The following is a 21,784-nucleotide window of genomic DNA, read 5'->3' as shown; positions in this document are numbered from 1 at the left end:
CGGACCCCCAGATGTCCTGGCCTGGAAGGACGTACCGATGCCCGAGCCAGGCCCCGGCCAGGTGCGCATCCGTGTCAAGGCCGCGGGGGTCATGCCCACCGATCCGGAGATCCGACGTGGCGACCTCGAGGCCGCGTTCCCGCTTGCCCCGGACGCCGTTCTCGGGTTCGAGGCGGCCGGTGTCATCGACGCCCTCGGGCCGGGCATCTCGGGGGTCAAGGAAGGGGACGAAGTCGCGAGCATGCTGGCCGGTCTGGGCGGTTACGGCGAGTACGCCCTCGCCTCCTCGTGGACACCGAAGCCGCCGAAGGTCAGCTGGAGCGATGCTGCCGCCCTGCCCGCGTCGGCGGAAGCAGCTGTGGGCATCCTGAAGCAGCTGGGGCTCGCCCGGGGCGAGACCCTGCTCGTGCTCGGGGCCGGCGGCTCGGTCGGGATGATCGCCACTCAGCTCGCCGTCTTCGGGGGCGCCACGGTCGTCGGTGCGGCGGCGCCACGGGACCACGACCTGGTGCGGGACCTCGGCGCCGTCCCGGTCAGCTACGGACCGGGTCTGGCCGACCGGGTACGCAAGGCCGTCCCGTCGGTCGACGCCGTGCTCGACGCGGCCGGGAAGGGCGAGCTCCCCGATGCCATCGCCGTTGCTGGGGGTCCAGCGCGGGTCATGACCCTCGCTGATGAGCACGCAGCCGACCTGGGCGTCGTCTTTTCTGAAGCCACGCCCGACCGTGCACCCGAAGCCCTCGATCAGACCATGCCGCTCCTAGCTTCTGGCAAACTTCACCTTCGTCGCCAGCGCCACCTCCCGATGGAGCAAGCTGCCCAGGCGCACCGGCTACTGGAGAGCGGCCAAGCCCACGAGAAGATCATTCTCGAGGCCCCATGAGCGCACGGGAAGTCGGCCCAGTGGCTCAGCGCGATACTGCGCCAAGCGGAGTCTGCGCCACTACCCCAGTGCCGGAGGAACAGGCCAGTGGAGCCATGACCCAAACACTGATGGGGATCGGTCTCTCGTCCGCCCGGGTCCGCCAGCTGCACGGTGCTGCCCTGCGGGACGTTCGCACCGCGTAGAGCGGCCCGAGACGGAGCCTTCATGTTGGTCGCCGACCATCGCGCCGATCATTCGAGGGGAGGGTTTGGCCCGGCGCTCGTGCTCCTGTGCGTGGGCGCCGCCATGCTGGAAGGCATCCTCGTGGGTCTCCTGGCGCCTTCGTCGGCCTTGGCCCTTGCTCCCCAGGTCAGCGCGCCGGCGCCGATCGACGTCTTCCATGATCTGCGCTGGGTCGCGGTGTACCACGACTCGTGGGTGAGTTTCGGCGGTGAGCTCGCGGGCCTGCTCGTCTTCCGTACCGTGCTCGACACCGCCATCGTCCGCCTGGCCTGGCCGGCCGGGGTTCCGCGGGTCCCCCTGAAGAAGGCGCTTCTCTCCACCGCGGGGTTCACCGCCGTGGCCGTGGTCGGCCTCATGCCCTGGACCATCGTCCTGTTCGGCGCAGCCGTGACGCCGATCTCCTGGCTGTTCCTGGTGGCCATCCCACCGGTGGTGATCATGGCCTCGCTCAACGCCCACGGAGCCGTCAACCGGACCTGGTGGCGCCAGCTCCCGCCACTAGCCCCCGTGGTTTGGATTCTTGCCAGCTTCGTGGTGCTCAGCGCCGCGGCCGCGGCCATCCGCACCTCGCCGCTGGCGTTGGGCGTCGCCCTCGTCGGGCTGACCGGGGCCTGGAACGCCTGGGCCTGGAGCAGAGTGGTGGCCGGGGTGTTCGGCGTGCGTCGTGCGCGACCAGCACCGCTGGTCGCTCCCCTCGCCTCGCTGGCCATGGTTGGCATCGCCCTCGGGGGTGCCGCCCTGGGCTTCGGCGGCGGGACAGCGGTAGCCGACAGATCGACACCCGCGCCGGCGGTGGCACCTCGTCCGGTCGGACCGGCGGTGTTGGTTGTGGCCGGCTTCGGGACCAGCTGGAACGGCACCACGCGGGCCCCCGCCCTGGGTGGGTACTCCACCCGGTGGTTCTCCTACCGAGGAGCGAGCTCGGATGGTGCTCCTCTGCCCTATGGGCCGAGTGACACCCAGGAGTCGCTCCCGAGCCTGGACCAGAAGATGGCGACTCAGGTGACAGCACTCAGCGCTCAAACGGGCTTGCCGGTGAGGATCGTCGCCGTCTCTGAGGGAACGTTGGTCGCCAAGACCTACGTGGCCGACACCGCCGGCGCGCCCGTCGACCAGCTCGTGCTGGTGAGCCCCCTGGTGAACCCGGGCCGTGTCTACTACCCGGTGGGGCAGGTCGGATGGGGGTTGGCCAGCGGCTGGGGGCTTCGGCTGCTGACCGATTCCCTGCCCGCCGTCTCGACCATTCACGTGTCGCCGACCACACCCCTGTTCCGCTCGATCGTCTCCGAAGGTCCCAGTCTTCGATCGGTGCTCGATCGCCCACTCCCCGGCGTCAGGCAGACGACGATCCTCCCGCTCGCCGACGCAGTCGCCGGCCCTGACGACCTACGAGGACCGGGACCGGGCATTGTCGTCGCCGCGTTTCACAGCGGGGCCCTGACCGATGCTGGGATCCGAACAAAGGTGAGCGCCGCGCTTGACGGGCGGCGATCGGCTTCACCGCCCTGGAGCACCACCGAGACCATCGTCCGGCGAGCATCGTCGGCGTGGCAGGTCCCGACCCTGCTGACCTCGCTCAACCCGGCCTGGAGCATGGGACAGCGCCCTCAGTGATGCTGCTCACATCGCAGGTAAGCTGCGTTCGAGGCGCACGACGGGGGCGCACGACGGGGGCGATTGTGGGGCTACCCATCGAGGACTACGCCGTCATCGGCGATACTCACACCGCGGCTCTCGTCGGCCGGGATGGTTCGATCGACTGGCTCTGTGTGCCCCGCTTCGACTCGGCGGCCTGCTTCGCCGCGGTGCTTGGAGACGACAGCCACGGTCGCTGGAAGCTGGCTCCGACAGCACCCGTGCGGGCCATCCGTCGTCGCTACCTCGGGGACTCGTTGGTGCTGGAGACCGAGTTCGACACCGATGACGGCACTGTCAGGCTGACCGACTGGATGCCTCTCGACGGCGAGTACCCCGTGGTTGCGCGTCTGGTCGAGGGAGTCCGGGGCAGCGTGGCCATGCGTATGGACCTCGTCGTCCGCTTCGACTATGGATCCGTGGTGCCGTGGGTCCGAAGCCGCGACGGCGTGGTCGTCGCCATGAGCGGGCCCGATGCCCTCTACCTGTGGTCGGCCGTGGAGACCCATGGAGAGCAGCTCACCACGGTGGCCGACTTCAGCCTGGACGAGGGCCAGAGCCTCCCGTTCGTGCTGGCCTGGCGGCCATCGCACCTCGACCCGCCGTCAGCCTCGGCCCAGCCGGCCGGCTTCGAGGAGACTCGGATGTGGTGGCAGGGCTGGGCCGACCGCTGCACGTACACGGGGCCATGGCGGGACGCGGTGGTGCGCTCGCTTCTTACGCTCAAGGCCCTGACCTACGCGCCTACCGGCGGCATCGTCGCCGCCGCCACCACGTCGCTCCCCGAGCAACTCGGTGGGGTGCGCAACTGGGACTACCGGTTCTGCTGGCTGCGGGACGCCGCTCTGACGCTCACCACCCTCGTGGCCACCGGGTACGACCAGGAGGGGTGGGCTTGGTGGAACTGGTTGCTGCGGGCCGCCGTCGGTGACCCGGCCAAGATCCAGATCATGTACGGACCGGCAGGCGAGCGCCGGCTCACCGAGCTCGAGCTCCCTTGGCTGCCTGGCTACGAGCGATCGGCTCCTGTGCGGGCGGGCAACGCCGCCTCGGTCCAGTACCAGCTGGACGTCTACGGAGAGATCGCCAACTGCATGTACGTGGCGAGACACGCCGGCCTCGGTGACGAGGGGCTCGGCTGGGACTGGGCCATTCAGGTGCTCGAGTTCCTCGAGGAGGTGTGGCGGGAGCCCGACGAGGGGATCTGGGAGATCCGTGGACCCCGACGGCACCTCACCCACTCCAAGGTCATGGCGTGGGTGGCAATGGACCGGGCGGTGAGGGTCGCTGAGGAGTACGGCCTCGACGGGCCTGTAGAACGCTGGCGCGCCGTGCGCGACGAGATCCACGCCGACGTGCTCGCCAAGGGCTGGAACGGCGACCGTCGGGCGTTCACCCAGTCCTACGGATCCGATCGACTCGACGCCAGCGTGCTGCTCATGCCGGTCGTCGGGTTCCTTCCCGCCACCGACGACCGAATCCAGGCGACGGTGGACGCGATCCAACGTGAGCTGGTCCAGGACGGCCTCGTCCTGCGATACCAGACCGACGGCTCGGGCACCGTGGACGGGCTGCCCGGCAGCGAGGGTGTGTTCCTGGCCTGCTCGTTCTGGCTCGTCGACGACCTGGCCCGGATGGGTCGTGTCGACGAGGCACGGGCGCTGTTCGAGCGCCTCCTCGGCCTGCGCAACGATCTCGGCCTGCTGTCCGAGGAGTACGACCCCGCGGCCGGACGGCTACTGGGCAACTTCCCCCAGGCCTTCTCTCACGTCGCCATCGTGAACAGCGCCCGCACGCTGTCCGAGCTCGAGGTCGGGACGATCAATTGACATGTCAGCCGCTGTGCACGTCGCTCTGTCGCCGCTCGGTGACTCAGAGTGTGATGACGGTCTTCCCATCAGCGCGGCCGGTTGCCAGTTGCTTCAGTGCAGCCGGGGCATCGTCCAGCGTGATTCGGGTGATCGGCGGCGGGACGATCAGTCCGGCAACGACGGCGTCTGCCACCCGGTCGAGCAGCTCGCTCGACGCCTGGAGCGCGAAGTTGATACCGGTCACACCGGCGTTCTCGAGTGCACCTGGATCGGCGGCGTACCGGGTCGTGACAGCGGTGCCGCCTGGTCGCACTAGTGAGGCGAGCGCGGCAAAGCCCTCCGCGTCGTTCACAAGATCGATGAGCGCGTCGATACCGTCCGGATGTGCCAGTCGTATTGCGTCCGGCAGCGAAACCGCGGTGTGATCGATGGTCTCGGTGGCACCGTACGATCGCATACGCTCAGCCGCGCCTGCCCGCACGTTTGCGATGACGTTGGCGGAGGAGCGCGCCGCGAACTGGGTGGCGAAAGAGCCAACGCCACCGCCTGCGCCGACGATCAGCACGGTCTTGCCCTTCAGCGGCTCGAGCGAATCCACCACGCCAAGTGCGGTGCTGCCTGCGGTCGGGAGGGCCGCTGCGAGCTCCGGGTCGAGTCCGCTCGGCACTCGGGTCAGCGGCGCCTCCTCGGTGACGGAGACATACTCCGCGTAGGTGCCGGCTGATCCGAGCGGGGCTATCAGGAGCTGACCGAACAGCTCGTCACCCGAGGAGAACCTCGTCGTTCCCGCGCCGACCGCCTCGACAACACCCTCGCCATCGGCGCCGAGGACCATTGGGAACGTGGCTGGCGCAGGCCGAAAGACGCCGCTCGCGATCTGGAGATCCCCTGGGTTGACCGACGCGGCCCGCAACTTGATCAGGACCTGCCCCGGCCCCGGTTGGGGCGTGGGCACCTCGGTCAGGCTCGGAGTGCCCCCATATTCGTTGACGGTGATGGCGCGCATGACGGTCTCCTCATTTGTGCGAATTCAATTCCAGGACCGGGATCGTACGGATGCCGGCAGTGCGCTGCGCGTACTCGGCGAAGCCCGGGTACCGGCGCGCCTGCTCGTCGTAGATGCGGTCGCGCTCGTCGCCCTGGAGCTCGCGGACGGTCACGGAGTACGTCTCGTTGCCACGTTCGACAGTGCCCGTGCCGATCGCGGTGAGGTTGTAGTACCAGTCAGGGTTCGACGGTGCTCCGGCCTTGGTTGCGAACACGTAGATCGTGCCCTTGTCGGCATCGTCAGGCAGGTACATCATCGGGCTGACGTACTCGCGTCCACTCTTGCGGCCTTGATGGTGCACGAGCACGACGGGCGCGCCTTTGAAGTTACCGCCGACGCGGCCGGCGTTCTCACGGAACTCCGCGATGATTTTCTCGTTCCAGTCGTTCGCGTTCGGCATGCCAGCCTCCTCGTGTCTCGCTCAATCAGCGGGCGCGTCACTTCTGCCCGATGCGAGTCAGCACACCGACCTAGTGTCGCCTCTCGTCGTCCCCCCATCCTGGAGATCGCCGCCGGCAGTGGCATCTATGAAAACCATAGTCCGGGCTGGCTCACGCGGGTTGGGACTGAGGATCGGTTGTCTGGTCTGGCCTGATTTGTCTCGTCTGTAGAACTCGCTGGCTCAGCCCGAAGTCGACGGTCGACTACGGGTTTCCCTGATGCGATCGCGACCTTGCGTTGCCACCATGACCGCGTAAGAGCCGAGACGACGGCCCCTTCCAGGGCGTCGGCCAAGACCGAAGGAGGGTCGTGCGGGCGGTGACTGTCAGCGACTACGGAGCAGCTCCGGTCGTTACGGAGCTGCCGACCCCGTCGGTCGGCCCTGGCCAGGTCCTGATCAAACTTGCGGCTGCGGGAATGAACCCGATGGATGCCGAGCTCGCGTCGGGCGAGTGGAGGCCCGCACCGGCCACGTTCCCCATGGTGCTCGGCGTCGATGGTGCAGGGATCGTCGATGCAGTCGGCGAAGGGGCCAATAGGTTCTCCCTCAGGGAGCAGATCTTCGGTCAGCTGCTGGTTGCCCCTATCGGCTCCGCAGGGACCTACGCGGAGTACGTCGCCGTCACCCCAGAGGCGCCCTTGGCTCCGGTGCCCAAGGGGCTCGACCTCGTCGAGGCTGCGGCGGTACCAACGGTCGGCGGAACCGGGCTCACCCTGGTGGAGTCGCTCGAGCCGCTCGAGGGCAAGACCGTGCTGATCGTCGGGGCAGGAGGTGGAGTTGGTACGTTCGCCACGCAGTTCGCCGTCAGCGCCGGCGCCCAGGTTCTCGCCAACGTGCGATCCCAGGCTGCCGAACGGATGCGCTCCTATGGCGTGGCAGAGACGATCGATCACACCGCGGTTTCCCTGGGCGAGGCGGTTCGGCGATCCCACCGTGACGGCATCGACGTACTCATCGACCTGGTGAGCGACGCCGGGGCCTTCGCGTCGCTCGCCTCGCTCGTCCGACCGTGTGGCACCGCGCTCAGCACCCGATACGTCGCAGATGACCGAGCTCTCTTGGCGTCGGGGGTCCGTGGTGTGAACTTTGCACTATGCGAGACGAGCGAGGTGTTGGAGAGGGTGGCAGAGCATCTCGTCGATGGCCGGATCGTCCCACCACCCATCACTCGCATCGCCCTCGACGAAGTCCCCTTTGCAATGCGCTCCAGGCCTCAGCACCACGGTGACGGCAAGACCGTGATCGCGCTGTGATCGGCGTCGCCCATGGACCCTCCTCGAGTCCCCGGGCGTCAGTGTCCTCAGGTACGTTGCGACTGGCGAGAGGTTGACTTCAGGACGCGCTGTGCGAGCTGGGTACGGGACTTGACCTCGAGCTTGCTGAACACCTTGCGGAGATGATATTCGACGGTGCTCGGGCTGATGAACAGCTGCGCTGCGATCTCTTGATTGGTTGCCCCTTGGGCAACGAGATGTGAGATCTGTGCCTCCTGAGGCGTGAGGTCACTGCTCGTCTCGACGGTCCGTTTGCGTGCGCGCTCGCCTGTGGCACGCAACTCGACACGAGCCCGCTCCGCGAATCCGTCCATGCCGAACTCGCTGAAAAGTTCCTCCGCGGCGCGCAGCTGCTCCCGCGCGTCTCGAGGCCGGCGCTCGCGTCGCAGCCACTCGCCATAGAGGAGTTGGGTGCGGGCGAGGTCGAGACGCAGTGCCGTGGGCTCGAGTAGGTCGATCGCCTCGCGGTACAACTTCTCGGACTCCCCACCGTGGCTCAGCAGGGCGCGAGATCGCGCCTCGACTGCTCGCGCCCAGTCCGTCCCGCTCGCAGCGGTGATCTCCCCCAGCCGTTCGAGCGCCGACGCCGCCTCCACGCCCTTCCCGACGCGGCTGGCCGCCTCGACCAGCTCGGCACGGGCCCAGACTGAGAAGAACACCTCCTCTGGGTCCTCGAGTGCCTCCTCCGCGGCGACGAAAGCGTCCTCGTAGCGAGTGAGGCTGTTACACAGCACGGCGGTAGCCCAGCGCGCCAGGCTGAGCCCGCTCCCCTCCCCCCTGGCGATGGAATCCTTGGTGCTGGCCTCGATCAGCTGGCGGGCGTCGTCCTCACGGCCGCGGAAGGCGGCGACTGCAACTTCTGCGTAGGGCACAGTGCGGTTGTCGGTTGCGTCAGCCATCGCCTCCACCTGCACGACCAGTGAGGCCGCCACCGCCAGCTCCCCAGCGAACAGATGCACGCCTCCGCGGGTGCTCAAGGTGAGGGGCAGCACCGTGAGCGCACCGGCATCGCGCGCGACTTGGATCTGGCGAGCCGTGAGCACGTCGCAACTGTCGTAGTCCCAGATGCACAAGGCGATCTGGCCGGCCAGCCACGACCAGCGCAAGCGCTCCTCGGTGCCCACATCCTCGCTCTGGAATGCGCTCAGCGCCTGCTGCAGGACCGGGATGCCGGTCGCGTACCCCTCGGTGATCAGAAGCGCCAGACCGTCGAGCAGAAGGTCAGAGGCACGCGGAGATCCCGGCGGCCTCGGTGCTGAGCGCGCCGCCCGCGCCACCTCGCGCGCACTGGCCCCTCTGGCCAGCCGGCCCGCGAAGAGCGCCGCAGTCAGTGCGTCGAGATACGTCTCGCGCGCCCGCCTCACGTCGAGGCGCTCGAGGCGCTGGGCCGCTTTCAGCAGGAGGGCCGGAGCGTCGCTCCCCCGGTCGGACGCGAACGAGATCTGGGCTCGTAGTAGCTCGAGCTGCGCACGCTGGGAGTCGTCCAGGGATCCTCGCTCAGCCACGGCGGCAAGGCCGAGGGCGGCATCCAGCGCCCCGGCTTGGCGCTTGGCCTCGGCGGCGACGAGCGCCCGCCCAGCCCGCCGCGCCGGGTCGACCGTCAATTCGGTCGACCGTTCCATGAAGGCAGCGGCGGCGGCGAAACCTCCCCGGCCCTGGGCTCGCCCGGCCGAGCGCTCCAGATCCGCAGCGACGTCCTCGTCGGGGCGCGAGGTCGCCTGGGCCCGGTGCCAGGCCCGGCGATCCGGGTCGACGACAGGATCGGTGGCCTCGGCCAGCGCCTGGTGCGCCTGCCGCCGTTCTTGGGCAGATGCGGCACCGTAGGCGGCCGAGCGGACCAGCGGGTGACGGAACACCATCCCAGCGTTGAGCTCCAGCAGGCCCTCGGCCTCGACGGCGTCCGCCGCTCCGTCGGCGATGCCGACCAGCTCAGCGGCCCGCCACACCAGCTCCGCATCCCCCGTCGGTTCGGCAGCCGCTACCAGCAGGAGGCGCCGCGCCGGTGATGGGAGCCTGACCAGACGACGTCGAAAGCTCTCCTCGATGCGCCCGGCCAGCGGGACCGACATCGGCAGGCCGAACCCGCCGGCCAGTTGAGCGGGGGTCAACCCCCGTGGCAGCTCGAGCAGCGCCAGCGGATTGCCGTGCGTCTCGGCGACGATCCGGTCCAGCACCGGCTCATCCAGCCGCTGGGGCAGGACTGAGCCCAACAATGCCCGGGCATCGTCGTCGGCCAGGCCCTCCACGACCAGCTCCGGAAGCCCGCGCACCTCATCGGTGAGACCTCGCGCTCCAAACACGAACGCCATGGGCTCGGTCGCCAGGCGACGAGCCACGAAGGCAAGTGCCTGGGCGGACGCTCGATCAAGCCATTGTGCGTCGTCGACGACGCAGAGCAGCGGCCCCTCAGCGGCGATCTCGGACAGCAGAGTCAGCACGGCCAGCGCCACCAGCAACCGATCCGGCGGGTCCCCTGTGGCTAGTCCAAATACGACACCCAAAGCGTCCCGCTGAGGCCCCGGGAGCCGCTCCAGCCTCTCGAGGCCCGGGGCGCAGAGTTGCTGCAACGCCGCATAGGCGAGCTCCATCTCCGCCTCGTTGCCGCCGGTGCGAAGGACCTGGAAGCCTTCGGCGGACGTGATCGCCTGCTCTATCAGGGCCGTCTTGCCGATGCCAGGTTCTCCCCGTACCACGATCGCTCCGCCGTGACGGCCGCGCGCGCCCGACAGCAGCCGGTCGAGTACATCGGACTCGCTTCGCCGGCCGAGCAGCACGTGTCTAGATCCCCCTTCTGGCCTGGACACTGAACCTACCCGCTGAGCCCGGCCTCGGCGGGGCGACATGAAAGTCGTGTTGGTCACCGACGAAGGATCCTGAATTCTCATGTTGCCACCTTTGTCGGCCCAGCATGTAACCATGGCGTGACCTGGGAACTCGTGAAAGGGCATCCATGCCCGAGAACCGCACCCTCGAGACTCTGACTGTCGCCGACGACCTGACCATCACTCGCATGGGCTACGGCGCCATGCAGTTGGCCGGCCCCAACGCCTTCGGCGAGCCTCGCGACCGCGCCGAGGCCCTCGCCGTGCTGCGTGAGGCAGCAGACTCCGGAATCACTCATATCGACACGGCCGACTACTACGGCCCTGTCATCACCAACCGGCTCATCCGGGAGGCGCTCCACCCGTACAACGGGATCACGGTGGCGACAAAGGTCGGTTGGCGCCGGCCCGACGACGGCGCCCCGGTCCAGTCGCTCGACCCCGCCGACCTCCAGGCTCAGGTCCAGGACAATCTCCACCACCTCGGCGTCGACACCCTCGACCTGGTGAATCTGCGCCTCGCCGGCGCCGAAGCCCCGACCCCGCAATCCATCGAAGCCCCTTTCAGCGCGCTGGCCGAGCTGCAGCAGAAGGGCCTCATCAAGCACCTTGGCATCAGCAACGTCTCGTCGGGCGAATTGACCGAGGCGCAGCGTATTGCGCCTGTCGTCGCCATCCAGAACCTGTACAACCTCGCCAACCGCCAGGACGAGGACCTGGTCGACCGGGCTGCCCGCGACCACATCGCCTTCGTGCCGTTCTTCCCCCTCGGCGGGTTCAACCCGCTGCAGTCTGACGTCCTGAGCTCGGTCGCGAATGGCCTCGGAGCGGCACCGCAGCAGGTCGCGCTGGCCTGGCTGTTGCAGCGGTCGAGCACGATGGCCGTCATCCCCGGCACGTCGTCCCGTGCGCACCTACGGGACAACATCGTGGCCGTCGACCTGGCACTGCCGGCCGACGCCATCGACGAGCTGGACGCCATCGGCGCTCGAGACTAAGCAGATACACCTGTAAAATACAATCAAAAGGGACTGGTCATGACATCCCACGCCACTCTCTCGCCCCCCGAAGCCGCCGACCGGCTGGCCATCCGCGAGCTGATCGACGCCTACGCCCATTGCGCGGACCGGCGCGACGCCAAGGGCCAGATGGCCCTTTTCACCGCCGATACCCGCTTCCTCGTGTATTACGACCCAGCTGCGGTGAAACCGACCCAGGAGCTGCGCGGACGCGACTCGCTGGCCCCGGTGTTCGACGACCTCAACCGCTACGTCGCCATCATGCATTTCAACGGGCAGAGCACCATCTCGCTTGACGGGGACCGGGCCTCAGGCGAGAGCTACTGCATGGCCCATCACATCTCGGTCGGCGAGGATGGGCAACGCACGATGATGATCGCGTCCATCCGCTACCTCGACGAGCTGGTCAAGCAGGACGGCGAGTGGTTGTTCGCCGAGCGCCGGCTGATGGTGAACTGGACCGAGACGCGGCCGTTCGGCACCTGATATCGGCCGACCGTGTTCACCACACTCGGCACCACAGGCCTAGTGGCGAGCCGGATCGGACTGGGCCTCGCTGCCCTGGGCCGGCCTGGGTACATCAACCTCGGGCACGGGTCGGACCTCGGCGATCGTACCGACGTGGAGTCGATGGAGCATGTGGCGCACACCGTCCTGGACGCCGCCTACGCCGGAGGTGTGCGCTACTTCGACGCCGCCCGTTCCTACGGCAAGGCCGAGGCCTTCCTGGCCTCCTGGCTCGAGCAACGCGGCCTGGGCCCGAGTGAGGTCACCGTCGGGTCGAAGTGGGGCTACACGTACACCGCGGGCTGGCGCATCGACGCCCCCGTGCACGAGGTCAAAGACCTGTCGGCCACTCATCTTCGGCGCCAGCTCGCCGAGACCAAGGGCCTGTTGGGGCCCAGACTTCGGCTCTACCAGATCCACTCCGCCACCCTCGACAGCGGCGTGTTGGACGATCCCCGCGTGCTCGAGGAGCTCGCCCGGCAACGGGCGAGCGGGTTGGCCATCGGCTTCACCGTGACCGGGCCTCGACAGTCCGAGACGATCCGCCGGGCGCTCGAGCTCGGCGGCTTCGACACCGTGCAAGCCACGTGGAACCTGCTAGAGCGGGCGGCGGAGTCGGCCCTCGCCGCGGCACATGCCGCCGGAGTAGGCGTGATCGTCAAGGAGGCCCTGGCCAACGGCAGACTCGCCGCACCGGGCTCGGTCGACGCGCTTCGAGAGGGCGCACGCAGTCTCGGAGGCACGCCGGACACACTCGCTCTCGCTGCTGCGCTGGCCCAACCGTGGGCGGATGTGGTTCTCAGCGGTGCCACTACTGTGGTCCAGCTCCAGAGCAACCTGGCGGCGCTCGCCCTCGAGCCGAATCCGGAGATGATCGAGCAGCTCGATGCCATCCGAGAGGATCCGGTTACCTACTGGCAGACACGTGCAGCGCTGCGTTGGAATTGAGTCCGGACAGGCCCCGGCTCGGCCACTACTCCGCTCCGGCTGATCGTTGTGGACTTGCAGAGGTCTTGTGATTGACCCCTTGGCGGAGAGGACGGGGAGGCGCAGGATGAACAAGCGTCCTGACGAGCCAATGGGAGATGGTCATGAATTCAAGCTCAGCAGCGCTGAACGTCGTTCTCGTCCACGGCGGCTTCGTAGATGGGTCCGGCTGGCGGGCGGTTCACGACCTGCTCACCCGGGACGGTTACGCCGTGACGGTGGTGCAAAATCCCACCCTGTCGCTCGAGGGAGACGTGGCCGCGACTCGATGGGTCCTCGACGCGCAAGACGGCCCCGTCGTGCTCGTCGCCCACTCCTACGGCGGTGCAGTCATGACCGAGGCAGGAACCCACCCGAACGTGGCCGCTCTCGTCTACGTCGCGGCATTCGCACCGGACAAGGGCGAGTCGGTGAACACTATTCTCGCCGACCTGCCCCCCGGCTCGCCGATGCCACCGATCCTGCCGCCCAGGGACGGCTTCCTGCTCCTCGACCGCGAGAAGTTCCACGCGTCATTCGCCGGTGACGTGTCCAACGAGGAGGCCGCGTTCATGGCGGACTCGCAGGTCCCCTGGGGCGTGGACGCATTGGGCGGGCAGATAACGGCGCCCGCCTGGCAGACCAAGCCGAGTTGGTACCTACTGACGACCGAAGATCGGATGATCCCACCGCCGACCCAGCGCGCCATGTCCGAGCGCGCCCGCTCAACAGTGGTCGAGGTCCGGGGCAGTCATGCCGTCTACGTCTCACAACCGGAGGCGGTGGCCGGTCTCATCCGAGACGCGGCGTCGGCCGTGGCGGCGCGGTAGTCGATGACGAGTCACAAGACCTCCCCCGAATTCCGGGAATCCAGCGTCGCCAAGCTTCAGGATGCCCTCGCGACAGGAGCGAGCTCACGACGGGAAGATTCGAGCCACGCCTCGTGGCTCGAGCAAGCGCGTTCCCGCCTTCGCGACGGTGACCCAGTGTTGGCGCGGCTCATCGACGAGCGGCCGGACTTCGACCCGCGGGCGTGGATGGCGCAGCTTCCGCCGATGGACCTCTTCGGTTCCCTGCTGTTCCAGGTCGCCGGCCAGCAGCTATCCGTCGCAGCCACCCGCCGGACCCTCGCGCGCATCCAGGCTCTCTTTGGCGATCATCTCCCCTCGCCTACAGAGCTGCTGGCAGTCGAGCCCGGCTCGCTCCGTCAAGCCGGTCTCTCGTGGCGGAAGATCGGCACCCTCCGCGACCTCGCCGAGCGGTTGTCGGACGGTCGTCTGAACGCGGACGAGCTGCACAGGCTGCCAGACGAGCAGTTCATCGCGGAGCTCACCGCGGTCCCCGGGATTGGCCCCTGGACCGCGCAGGGTGTCCTCATCATCGCGCTGCAGCGAGAGGACGTGGTCCTGCCGGGCGACCTTGCGCTTCGCAGAGCAGTCCAGCGTGCCTATGGGCTCGAACACCTTCCCAGCGAGGAGGAAGTGCTCTCGATCGCCGAGAGCTGGCGGCCGTTCCGCAGCCTGGCGACCAGCTACCTGTTCTCCGCCACCTTCGAGGGCACGGGGACAGCGCCGACGGCGCGCGGGAAGACGAACCCCGCACGGACACGCTCGCCGGGTGCGGATCCCCAATAAGTCGACCGCGTCGACCGTACGCCTCGGCCCGGTTCGTCCGGGTGCGAAACTAGACTCCCCCCGAACGGGAGTCGTCTCTCAATCCGCAAGTTCTGGGCTCGTATCCCGGGGGGCGCGCTCCAACAGGCCGACACCGGTGGAGTAGACATGTCCCAGTACACAGTCCGCGATTCGCCGCCGGCGGGGGCGACGTCCAGCCAGCGCTTCAGCTCGGCAATGACGCGATTTCGAGGTCCCCTGGCGGGCCGCTATCCGGTGGTGGCGGCGATGGTCGTGTTCGCGCTCGTTCCCTACCTGGTGCTGGCGGCGGCGCTCCAATCGATCACGCCGACGATCGCCAGCCAGCTGCACATGAGCTTGCAGACCGTGGAACTGACCTCGGGGCTGGCCAACGCCGGCTACGCGGTGGGTACCGTGCTGGCATTTCAACTGGCCCAGCATCTGCACCAGAGGCGGATGGTGCTCGTCTATGCCAGCCTGCTGGTGATCGGCTCGGTCCTGGCGGCGGCGGCGACCAATCCGGGGATGTACATCGCCGGACACATCCTCCAGGGACTGTGCACCAGCCTCCTGCTCATCGGAGCCGTGCCGCCGCTGGTTCTCGACTATCCGGTGGCCAAGCTCCGCTCGACGGTGGTCATCCTCAACGTGTGCATCTTCGGCGCCGTGGCCCTGGGCCCGCTGATCGGCGGCGTCCAGGCCTCGTTCAACGGCTGGCGGCCGCTGTTCTGGATTCTCGCCGCCATCGCGGTGGCGGCCCTGGCCCTCTCGGTGCTGACCTTCCGGGACACCCCACCGGCTAACCCCTCCTCGCCGAAGGACGCAATAACCGTCGGCCTCGCCGCCGGCGGCTCGGTGGCGGCCTTCTACGGCGCCTCTGAGCTCGCCACCCACAGCTTCCTCGATCCGGCCACCCTGGGGCCCCTGCTCGGGGGACTGGCCCTGATCGTCATCCTTTTCGTCCGCCAGTACCGCTCGAAACGACCACTGCTGTGCGTTCGCATCCTGAACAGCACGTTCCCAGTGGCCGGGGTCGTAGCCGCTCTGTGCGCCGCCGCCGCCGCCGTGTCGGCCATCGCCTTGAGCGAGACCCTCCTCCAGCGCCAGTTCCCTCCCCTGCACGCAGGGCTGCTCTACTTCCCCGAGTTCGGTGGAGCCGTGGTCGCTGCCGTCGTCTTCGCTATCGTCTTCCGCTCCCACTTGATCCACTACTTCGCCCTGAGCGGTATGGTCCTGCTTGGCGCCGGGATCGTCGTGCTGGCATCGGCCATCCCGCCGACCTCCATGGTGACGTTGGTGGGCTCCGGCCTCATCGGGGTCGGTGTCGGCGCCTCCGTGGTACCGGCACTGTTCATCGTCGGGTTCTCCCTGCGCAACAACCTCTTGCAAGGAGTCTTCTCAATCATCGAGCTGATGCGTGCTGTCGCAGCCTTCATGATCGGACCGATCCTTCTGCACTTCGCCATCAGTGCCACGGGCTTCGCCAATTCGGTCACGAGCACGGTGCTGTGGATCTGCTTCGGCATTACTGTCGGCGGCGCTCTCTTTGCCGTCTGGCTCTATTGGCTCGGGCACGTCAGACCTCCGGGGCCTGCGATCGAGCACTGGTTCGGCGGTGGAGGACCGGCGTGGGAGTCGCCGCCATTGCCCCGCTTCCCGCGCATCCTCGGCCGTTTCGGCCGACGCACGAGCTATGGGGACGCCGAGGTTCGGGAGACGCCCGCGCCCAGCACGGACGCAGCTTCATCGCCCACCGACATGGGGTGAGCGACGTCAGTCGTCCTTTTCGGGGTAAATGCTCCGCACCCGTGGATCTGTTCGAATCGAGCTTCGTCATTACCGTAAGGAGCAGGTGCGGGCGCTCGAATCCCCGAGGACCCCAGTCTTTGCCTTCCCCGACGATTACCATCCTGGAGGATGCTGCTCGATCGGGTGGAGGAGCGGAAGCGGCTCGATGGCTTGCTTGATGCCGCCCGCCAGGGGCTGAGCGGCGCGCTGGTGCTTCGGGGCGAGCCCGGTGTTGGCAAGACCGCCCTTCTCGAGTACGCGGTGCAGTCAGCTCCTTCCATGAGAATGGCAAGGGTCGCCGGCGTCGAGTCCGAGACGAGCCTGGGCTTTGCGGCCCTCCACCAACTGCTCGTGCCGTTCATGGCTGGCGTCGAGCTGCTGCCGCCACCACAGCGCCAAGCGCTCGGTGTCGCCTTTGGCCTCGTCACTGGTGAGGCCCCGGATCCCTTCCTGGTCGACCTGGCCGTGCTCACCCTGCTCGCCGACGCAGCCGTCGAGCAGCCCCTGCTGGTGATATTGGACGACGCGCAGTGGCTTGATCAGGAGTCGGCGGACGTGTTCGGCTTCGTCGCCCGCCGGCTCTACGCCGACCGCATCGTGCTGCTGTGTGCTGTTCGCGAGACCATCGAGCGCGACGCCCCTCTCCCAGGGCTACCCGACGTACACGTGGGTGGACTCCCAGATGGCGAGGCCCACCAGCTCCTCAGCTCGGTGGTCAGAGGCAGCCTGGACGAAGGCGTCGGTGCCCGAATCGTGGCCGAGACCGGTGGCAACCCGCTCGCTCTTCTAGAGCTGCCCGGCGAGCTGACGCCGGACCAGCTCGCGGGTTGGTCGCCCCTCCCTGAGCCTCTGCCTCTGGGCAGCCCGCTCGAAGAACGATTCCTGCGCGTGTTGAGCACCCTGCCGGGCGAGACCCAAACGCTGCTCCTGCTGGCGGCAGCCGAGCCCTCCGCCGCACCGGTGCGGCTCTGGCGGGCAGCCGAGCGCCTCGGGATCAGACAGGATGCTGTCGCTCCTGCCCAGGCCGAGCGATTGGTGGGTTTCGGCCCGCCGATCACCTTTCGTCACCCCCTGATTCGTTCGGCCGTCTACCACGGTGCGTCCGTTCCCGAGCGCCAGCGGGTCCATCAGGCGCTGGCCGAGACGTGCGACCCCGAGCTGCACCCGGATCGTCGGGCCTGGCACAGGGCGTCGGCGGCCATCGCTCCAGATGAGAGCGTTGCAGCCGAGCTCGAGGCCTCGGCTGACCGGGCCCGGGTAAGAGGTGGCTACGCGGCCACGGCCGCCTTCCTCGAGCGTGCCGCGCAGCTCAGTCCTGACGAGCGTCACCAGGAAGACCGGCTGCTTGCCGCGGCCGAAGCCGAGCTCACCGGTGGCGCCCCGCTCAGGGCCCAGGGTCTGTTGGACCAGGTGACACCGCGGCCCATCGACAAGCGGAGACGTTCCCACGCGACGCGGTTGAAGGGGGCGATTCGCTATGCCCTCGGGCAGCTCGAAGAAGCCCCATCGCTCCTGCTGCGAGCGGCACGGGGCCTCGAATCGTTCGACCTTCGGCTCGCTCGCGACACCATGCTCGAGGCAATGCAAGCAGCTCTCTATGCAGGTCGCCTTGCGGTGGACGTGGACCTACACGACATCGCCCGAGCCGCTCTCGAGATGCCGACGCTCCCCAAGGCGCCGCCGACGGTCGCGGACCTCCTTCTTGACGGATATGCGACCCTCCTGACGAGCGGACATCCTGCTGCGGTGCCGGTACTTCGTGAGGCCGTCGCCGCACTTCGAGCCGACGGGCTTCGGATCGAAGACGGTCTGCGGTGGATGATGCTGGGCTGTCTTGCAGCCGGCGAGTTGTGGGACGATGAGGCGCAAACGGCACTGGCCGACCGGTGGGTCGACATTGCCCGTGATCGGGGGGCGCTCACCACGCTGCCTGTGGCACTGAACTACCAAGGCTGGTATCGGGTCCAGGCCGGTCAGCTCGCTGCCGCCGAAGTCTGTAGCGCAGAAGAAAATGAGATTGCAGCAGCGACCGGGAATACGGGAGTCGTCGGGTCCCCTGGAGCGGGTCCACTCCTCTGTCAGGTCTGGCGGGGTCAAGAGGCTCAGGCTCGCTCGACCGCCGAAGCCATCACCTCGGAATCGACCGACCGGGGCCAGGGAGCTGGCATCACGCATTCGCTATCTGCGATCACACTGCTCGACATCGGCCTCGCCCACTACGACGCAGCGCTGGTCGGCGCCCAGGACGTGTTCGACGAGGATCTCATCTACCTCGGGACACTCACCTTGCCGGATATGGTCGAAGCGGCCGCTCGTACCGACGATCGCGCGGCCGCCTGGCGGGGTCTGGGAAGGCTGTCGGAACGAGCTCGTGCTAGCGGCTCATCCTGGGCAGTTGGGGTGCTTGCCCGTTCGCGCGCGCTCGTCAGCAACGACGCCGACGCCGAAGGCCTGTTCAGTGAAGCGATCGATCACCTGGGTCACACCACCGCCGCGCCCGACCTTGCCCGGGCTCACCTCGTGTACGGCGAATGGCTACGCCGTCAGCGCCGTCGGCGCGACGCCCGCGAGCAACTTCGGATGGCATATGACGCGTTCGACTCGATCGGTGCGGAGAGCTTCGCCGAACGGGCCCGTATCGAACTGCTCGCCACCGGAGAGCGCGCCCGCAAGCGGAGCGTCGACACCCGCTATGAGCTCACCGCCCAGGAAGCCCAGATCGCAAGACTGGCCAGCGAGGGCACGTCCAACCCGGCGATCGCCGCTCGGCTCTTCATCAGCCCGAGCACGGTCGAATATCACTTGAAGAAGGTCTTCCGCAAGCTGGATGTCGGCTCGCGACTCCAGCTGGCCCCAGCGCTGCTAGGCCAAGGCCAGGCCCGACAGCCTGCTGTGACGAATCCTTGAGGAACGGGCTCAGGGGTCTCCCCTTGGACCTGTCGCCGACTTCCTACGGCTGTCCGACGGGTCCCTTCTAGGCGTCCTTTCGATTCAGGGTCTCTGGCAAGCGTCGGATCTCGAACGACACCACGATCTGCATTACACCAATGAACAGAGCCCAGAGACCGATCGCAGTGATGACCACAGCTAGTGTCAGGCCGGGTCGGCGAAGCAGCCAGAAGCCAAGCAGGATCTCGAGGATTCCGAGGACCAGCACGACCCCCCAGTACTGGGCGCGGTCTCGGTTGCCGATGGCACCAGCGACGTTCAGGGTGCCGTACAAGACGATCGAGACCCCGATGAGGATTGCTACCACGAGAAGGGTTGGTCCGGGCCAGGCGATCACGACGATCCCAGCGAGAACGCTGAGCCCGCCCGTGGCAAGGTAGTAGGCCCAAAGGCCCCTACCGAGCACGCCGTTGAGCATCTGCACGAGGCCACGGAACACTAGGTAAGCGCCCACGAAAATGGCGAGGTCGCTCACCGTCCAATCGATGTCCAGGATGATCACTCCAGCGACGATCGAGACAATCCCGCTCAACAGGACGATCCACCATCCTCGACTTGCCTGATCGGCAGTGCGCCGCCAACCGGCGTCGTCCTGCAAAAACGGACTCATCAGCATGAGCTGCGCCCCCTTTCACTGGCGGACTCATTCCCATCGTCATTTCCGGGCGGACAAAGACGACCATCTCCTCCGAGATGACCACCGCATCACCCGCGTGACATCTACTTGCCGGAGCCCTTAGAAGCCGCGCCAGCAAGGGCGTGGACCTCCTGTGTCAGGGCCAAGGTCTGCCTCGACACGTCCAGCAGCTCGTCGTCTCGCTTGTTCTCGTCGCCGAAAGCCTTCGCACTTGGGCCAACCTGCTTGGTGAGAGCCAGAATCTGCCTTGCCAGGTCCAGTAGCTCTCGGTTCTGCCCGTCCTCCTCTTGGACTGTCTTCCACTCCTGGTTCGCAAGGACCTGCCGCTTTGCGTCGGCACGGTTCTGGCTGATCAGCACGAATGTCGAAAGGAAAATGGCCTCGAGGGAGACGATCATCGTGAGCAGCCCGAAGGGATACTTCTCCACCCCAAAACCGATCCAACATCCAAACCACACGAGGTGCACATAGACGAACAACATGGATCCCGAGAACGCGGTGATCCGGTCCGCCACCCGGTTCTGAGCATTCTCGGCGCGCTTTTCGGCGTGTCTCACGAGCGCAGGGTTCACCGGGGGAGGCTGCCTCGCGGGAACGAGGAAGCGCCGCACTCGGTCGGCGACCGTCTGATTTTTTGGACTCGAGCGAACGCCGCTCGGAGAGCTATTGGACATGAGGTCTGCCTCCTCGAGGTAACGGTCCGGCTGGAGGAGGATATTCAACTTTCGCCTCGATGGGCTGGAATGGTACGCAGCCTGCCCCTGGGCCCCGCCGTCGATCACCGACCGGCAGGGACCAAGGGCAGGAGCCTTTGTCCCCCTCTTGCGACGATCGACCTATCAGGCGTAGGCGTCGGCGATCACTCGGGCATCCTGGGCGTCGAGAACGGCCGCTTCCGCCTCATCGACAGCGTAGAGAGCGAAGTCCACGGCGTCGGACGCATTGATCTCGGCCTGGTCAGCCCGGCGGTCCGCGACCTTGGCATCAAGATCGTCTCGCCGCTCGTCGATCTTGGCCTGCATCTGATCGATGTGGGCTTGGAAGTCGCTGCGAACCTTCGACCAGCGTGAGCTCATCTCGTCCTTGACTTTGGCGCCGCGTGCTTGCGCGCTTTCGCGCCGACTCTGGGCCGTGGCCTTGGCCTGAGCGAGGCGCGCCTCGACCTGCTCGCGCGTCTCCGTGCGGGCAGCGGCTGTTTGATCCTCAGCTGCCTTTGCCCTGAGCGACAACTCGGCCATCGAGTCCGATAGTTCCGCCAGCGTGGTCGATGCCTTGGGCATGATCTTCTCCTTGTGTGATTGGTGGCGTCGTCGTAGCCACCAGAAGATCCTGGCGGTCGACGAGCGCTATCGCATCCCTGACCACCCCAGTCTGCGCCAGAGCGCACCGTGGCGCTCAAAGAAGCTCGAGGAACGGGACATTTCGCCCGAAGTCTGCCTGGCCGGTGACGAGGGACACCCTTCCTGGCTGGTGCGGCGGGCGCCGGTGTTGATCTCGGCCCCTGGTGGCCGAAGCTGGGATCATGGGCATGAAGCTGCTTGCCGCTACCAGACGTCATGAAGGGCACCCAATGACTGAGAACGGGCAGAACATCGACTTCGCCAATCTTCCTGCGCCAAGCGAAGGATTCCTCGCGAGTCTGTTCATCACTGTCCGGGAGGTCGCTCGCTCACGGGCGTTCTACTCCGAGGTATTGGGAGGGAAGGTCGTCCTCGAAGAGAACCCCTGCATGGTCAAGCTGGCCAACTCCTGGATCATCATGAATCCAGGCGGACCGCCCACGCCCGACAAACCTGACATCTCTGTCGTGAACTACGAGCCCGGAGACACCACATCGATCTTCTTGAACCTTCGTGTCGCCGACATCAACGCCTGCTATCGGGAGTGGAGCGACCGGGGCGCCACCTTTCTCACGCGGCCGATCGACCGCGGAGCTGAGATCCGCTGCTACTTACGGGACCCAGACGGCTACCTGATCGAGGTGGGCCAGTCCACCGGGCTACTCTCCGGGCACCTCGCAGCCAAACGGCCGGAGGACCTCCCTGGTTAGCACGTGCGCGCTTGGCGCTGAAGAGACTCGGCAAGGGCGTCGATGTCAGCCGGCTCCCTAGGCCGTGGCCGTAGGCCGCCCGGAGGTTCGCCAT

The 21,784-nt window shown here is 67.3% G+C and carries 19 protein-coding genes; 13 read left to right on the top strand and 6 right to left on the bottom strand.

Going from position 1 to position 21,784, the window contains the following annotated elements:
* The 3 genes from VGF64_08400 to VGF64_08390 all read left to right on the top strand — a co-directional run.
* Positions 1–883: NADP-dependent oxidoreductase (locus VGF64_08400; protein HEY1634763.1), on the top strand; the 883-nt coding region annotated here is incomplete at its 5' end.
* 207 nt (positions 884–1,090) lie between these two features.
* On the top strand, positions 1,091–2,722 hold the full coding sequence (locus VGF64_08395; protein ID HEY1634762.1) for a hypothetical protein: 1,632 nt from the start codon (positions 1,091–1,093) through the stop codon (positions 2,720–2,722).
* A 65-nt stretch (positions 2,723–2,787) separates the two neighbouring features.
* Entirely contained in the window at positions 2,788–4,572 is a 1,785-nt protein-coding gene (locus VGF64_08390; protein ID HEY1634761.1) for a glycoside hydrolase family 15 protein, read from the top strand.
* Between the two features lie 43 nt (positions 4,573–4,615).
* On the opposite strand, the gene VGF64_08385 is transcribed toward VGF64_08390, so the two are convergent.
* Positions 4,616–5,560, bottom strand: coding sequence for an NADP-dependent oxidoreductase (locus VGF64_08385; GenBank protein HEY1634760.1), 945 nt, complete (start codon positions 5,558–5,560; stop codon positions 4,616–4,618).
* A 10-nt stretch (positions 5,561–5,570) separates the two neighbouring features.
* Positions 5,571–6,002, bottom strand: coding sequence for a nitroreductase family deazaflavin-dependent oxidoreductase (locus VGF64_08380; protein HEY1634759.1), 432 nt, complete (start codon positions 6,000–6,002; stop codon positions 5,571–5,573).
* 350 nt (positions 6,003–6,352) lie between these two features.
* Here VGF64_08380 and VGF64_08375 point away from each other — a divergent pair, with 350 nt between their 5' ends.
* The gene (locus tag VGF64_08375; GenBank protein HEY1634758.1) at positions 6,353–7,297 is read left to right on the top strand and encodes an NADP-dependent oxidoreductase; all 945 of its coding nucleotides are present in this window, start codon (positions 6,353–6,355) and stop codon (positions 7,295–7,297) included.
* A 47-nt stretch (positions 7,298–7,344) separates the two neighbouring features.
* Here the strand turns inward: VGF64_08375 and VGF64_08370 are convergent, their stop codons facing one another.
* Entirely contained in the window at positions 7,345–10,092 is a 2,748-nt protein-coding gene (locus VGF64_08370) for a LuxR C-terminal-related transcriptional regulator (protein HEY1634757.1), read from the bottom strand.
* A gap of 176 nt (positions 10,093–10,268) precedes the next feature.
* Here VGF64_08370 and VGF64_08365 point away from each other — a divergent pair, with 176 nt between their 5' ends.
* From VGF64_08365 to VGF64_08335, 7 genes are all read left to right on the top strand, one after another.
* Positions 10,269–11,138: an oxidoreductase gene (locus VGF64_08365; protein HEY1634756.1), complete on the top strand. Its 870-nt coding sequence runs from the start codon at positions 10,269–10,271 to the stop codon at positions 11,136–11,138.
* A gap of 39 nt (positions 11,139–11,177) precedes the next feature.
* On the top strand, positions 11,178–11,645 hold the full coding sequence (locus VGF64_08360) for a nuclear transport factor 2 family protein (GenBank protein HEY1634755.1): 468 nt from the start codon (positions 11,178–11,180) through the stop codon (positions 11,643–11,645).
* Between the two features lie 12 nt (positions 11,646–11,657).
* A complete protein-coding gene (locus VGF64_08355; protein ID HEY1634754.1) occupies positions 11,658–12,614 on the top strand; it encodes an aldo/keto reductase in 957 nt (318 codons plus the stop codon).
* Positions 12,615–12,757: 143 nt separating this feature from the next.
* On the top strand, positions 12,758–13,462 hold the full coding sequence (locus tag VGF64_08350; protein ID HEY1634753.1) for an alpha/beta hydrolase: 705 nt from the start codon (positions 12,758–12,760) through the stop codon (positions 13,460–13,462).
* 156 nt (positions 13,463–13,618) lie between these two features.
* The gene (locus VGF64_08345) at positions 13,619–14,266 is read left to right on the top strand and encodes a hypothetical protein (protein ID HEY1634752.1); all 648 of its coding nucleotides are present in this window, start codon (positions 13,619–13,621) and stop codon (positions 14,264–14,266) included.
* Positions 14,267–14,413: 147 nt separating this feature from the next.
* Positions 14,414–16,033: an MFS transporter gene (locus VGF64_08340; GenBank protein ID HEY1634751.1), complete on the top strand. Its 1,620-nt coding sequence runs from the start codon at positions 14,414–14,416 to the stop codon at positions 16,031–16,033.
* A gap of 150 nt (positions 16,034–16,183) precedes the next feature.
* Positions 16,184–18,961, top strand: coding sequence for a LuxR family transcriptional regulator (locus VGF64_08335; GenBank protein ID HEY1634750.1), 2,778 nt, complete (start codon positions 16,184–16,186; stop codon positions 18,959–18,961).
* 67 nt (positions 18,962–19,028) lie between these two features.
* Here the strand turns inward: VGF64_08335 and VGF64_08330 are convergent, their stop codons facing one another.
* The 3 genes from VGF64_08330 to VGF64_08320 form a co-directional block, all read right to left on the bottom strand.
* Complete coding sequence (locus tag VGF64_08330; protein HEY1634749.1) at positions 19,029–19,613, bottom strand: DUF308 domain-containing protein; 585 nt, start codon at positions 19,611–19,613, stop codon at positions 19,029–19,031.
* Between the two features lie 110 nt (positions 19,614–19,723).
* Positions 19,724–20,212, bottom strand: a complete 489-nt coding sequence (locus VGF64_08325; GenBank protein HEY1634748.1) for a DUF1003 domain-containing protein — start codon at positions 20,210–20,212, stop codon at positions 19,724–19,726.
* A 267-nt stretch (positions 20,213–20,479) separates the two neighbouring features.
* Positions 20,480–20,878: a hypothetical protein gene (locus tag VGF64_08320; protein ID HEY1634747.1), complete on the bottom strand. Its 399-nt coding sequence runs from the start codon at positions 20,876–20,878 to the stop codon at positions 20,480–20,482.
* A 22-nt stretch (positions 20,879–20,900) separates the two neighbouring features.
* On the opposite strand from VGF64_08320, the gene VGF64_08315 reads away from it, so the two are divergent.
* Entirely contained in the window at positions 20,901–21,200 is a 300-nt protein-coding gene (locus tag VGF64_08315) for a hypothetical protein (protein HEY1634746.1), read from the top strand.
* A 10-nt stretch (positions 21,201–21,210) separates the two neighbouring features.
* Positions 21,211–21,690: a VOC family protein gene (locus tag VGF64_08310; GenBank protein HEY1634745.1), complete on the top strand. Its 480-nt coding sequence runs from the start codon at positions 21,211–21,213 to the stop codon at positions 21,688–21,690.
* Positions 21,691–21,784: the final 94 nt, after the last annotated feature.

The sequence above is a fragment of the Acidimicrobiales bacterium genome (assembly GCA_036491125.1).
In the GTDB taxonomy this organism is placed as follows: domain Bacteria; phylum Actinomycetota; class Acidimicrobiia; order Acidimicrobiales; family AC-9; genus AC-9.
Note: the sequence above shows the minus strand (reverse complement) of the source record. Positions and strands in the feature narration are given on the sequence as shown.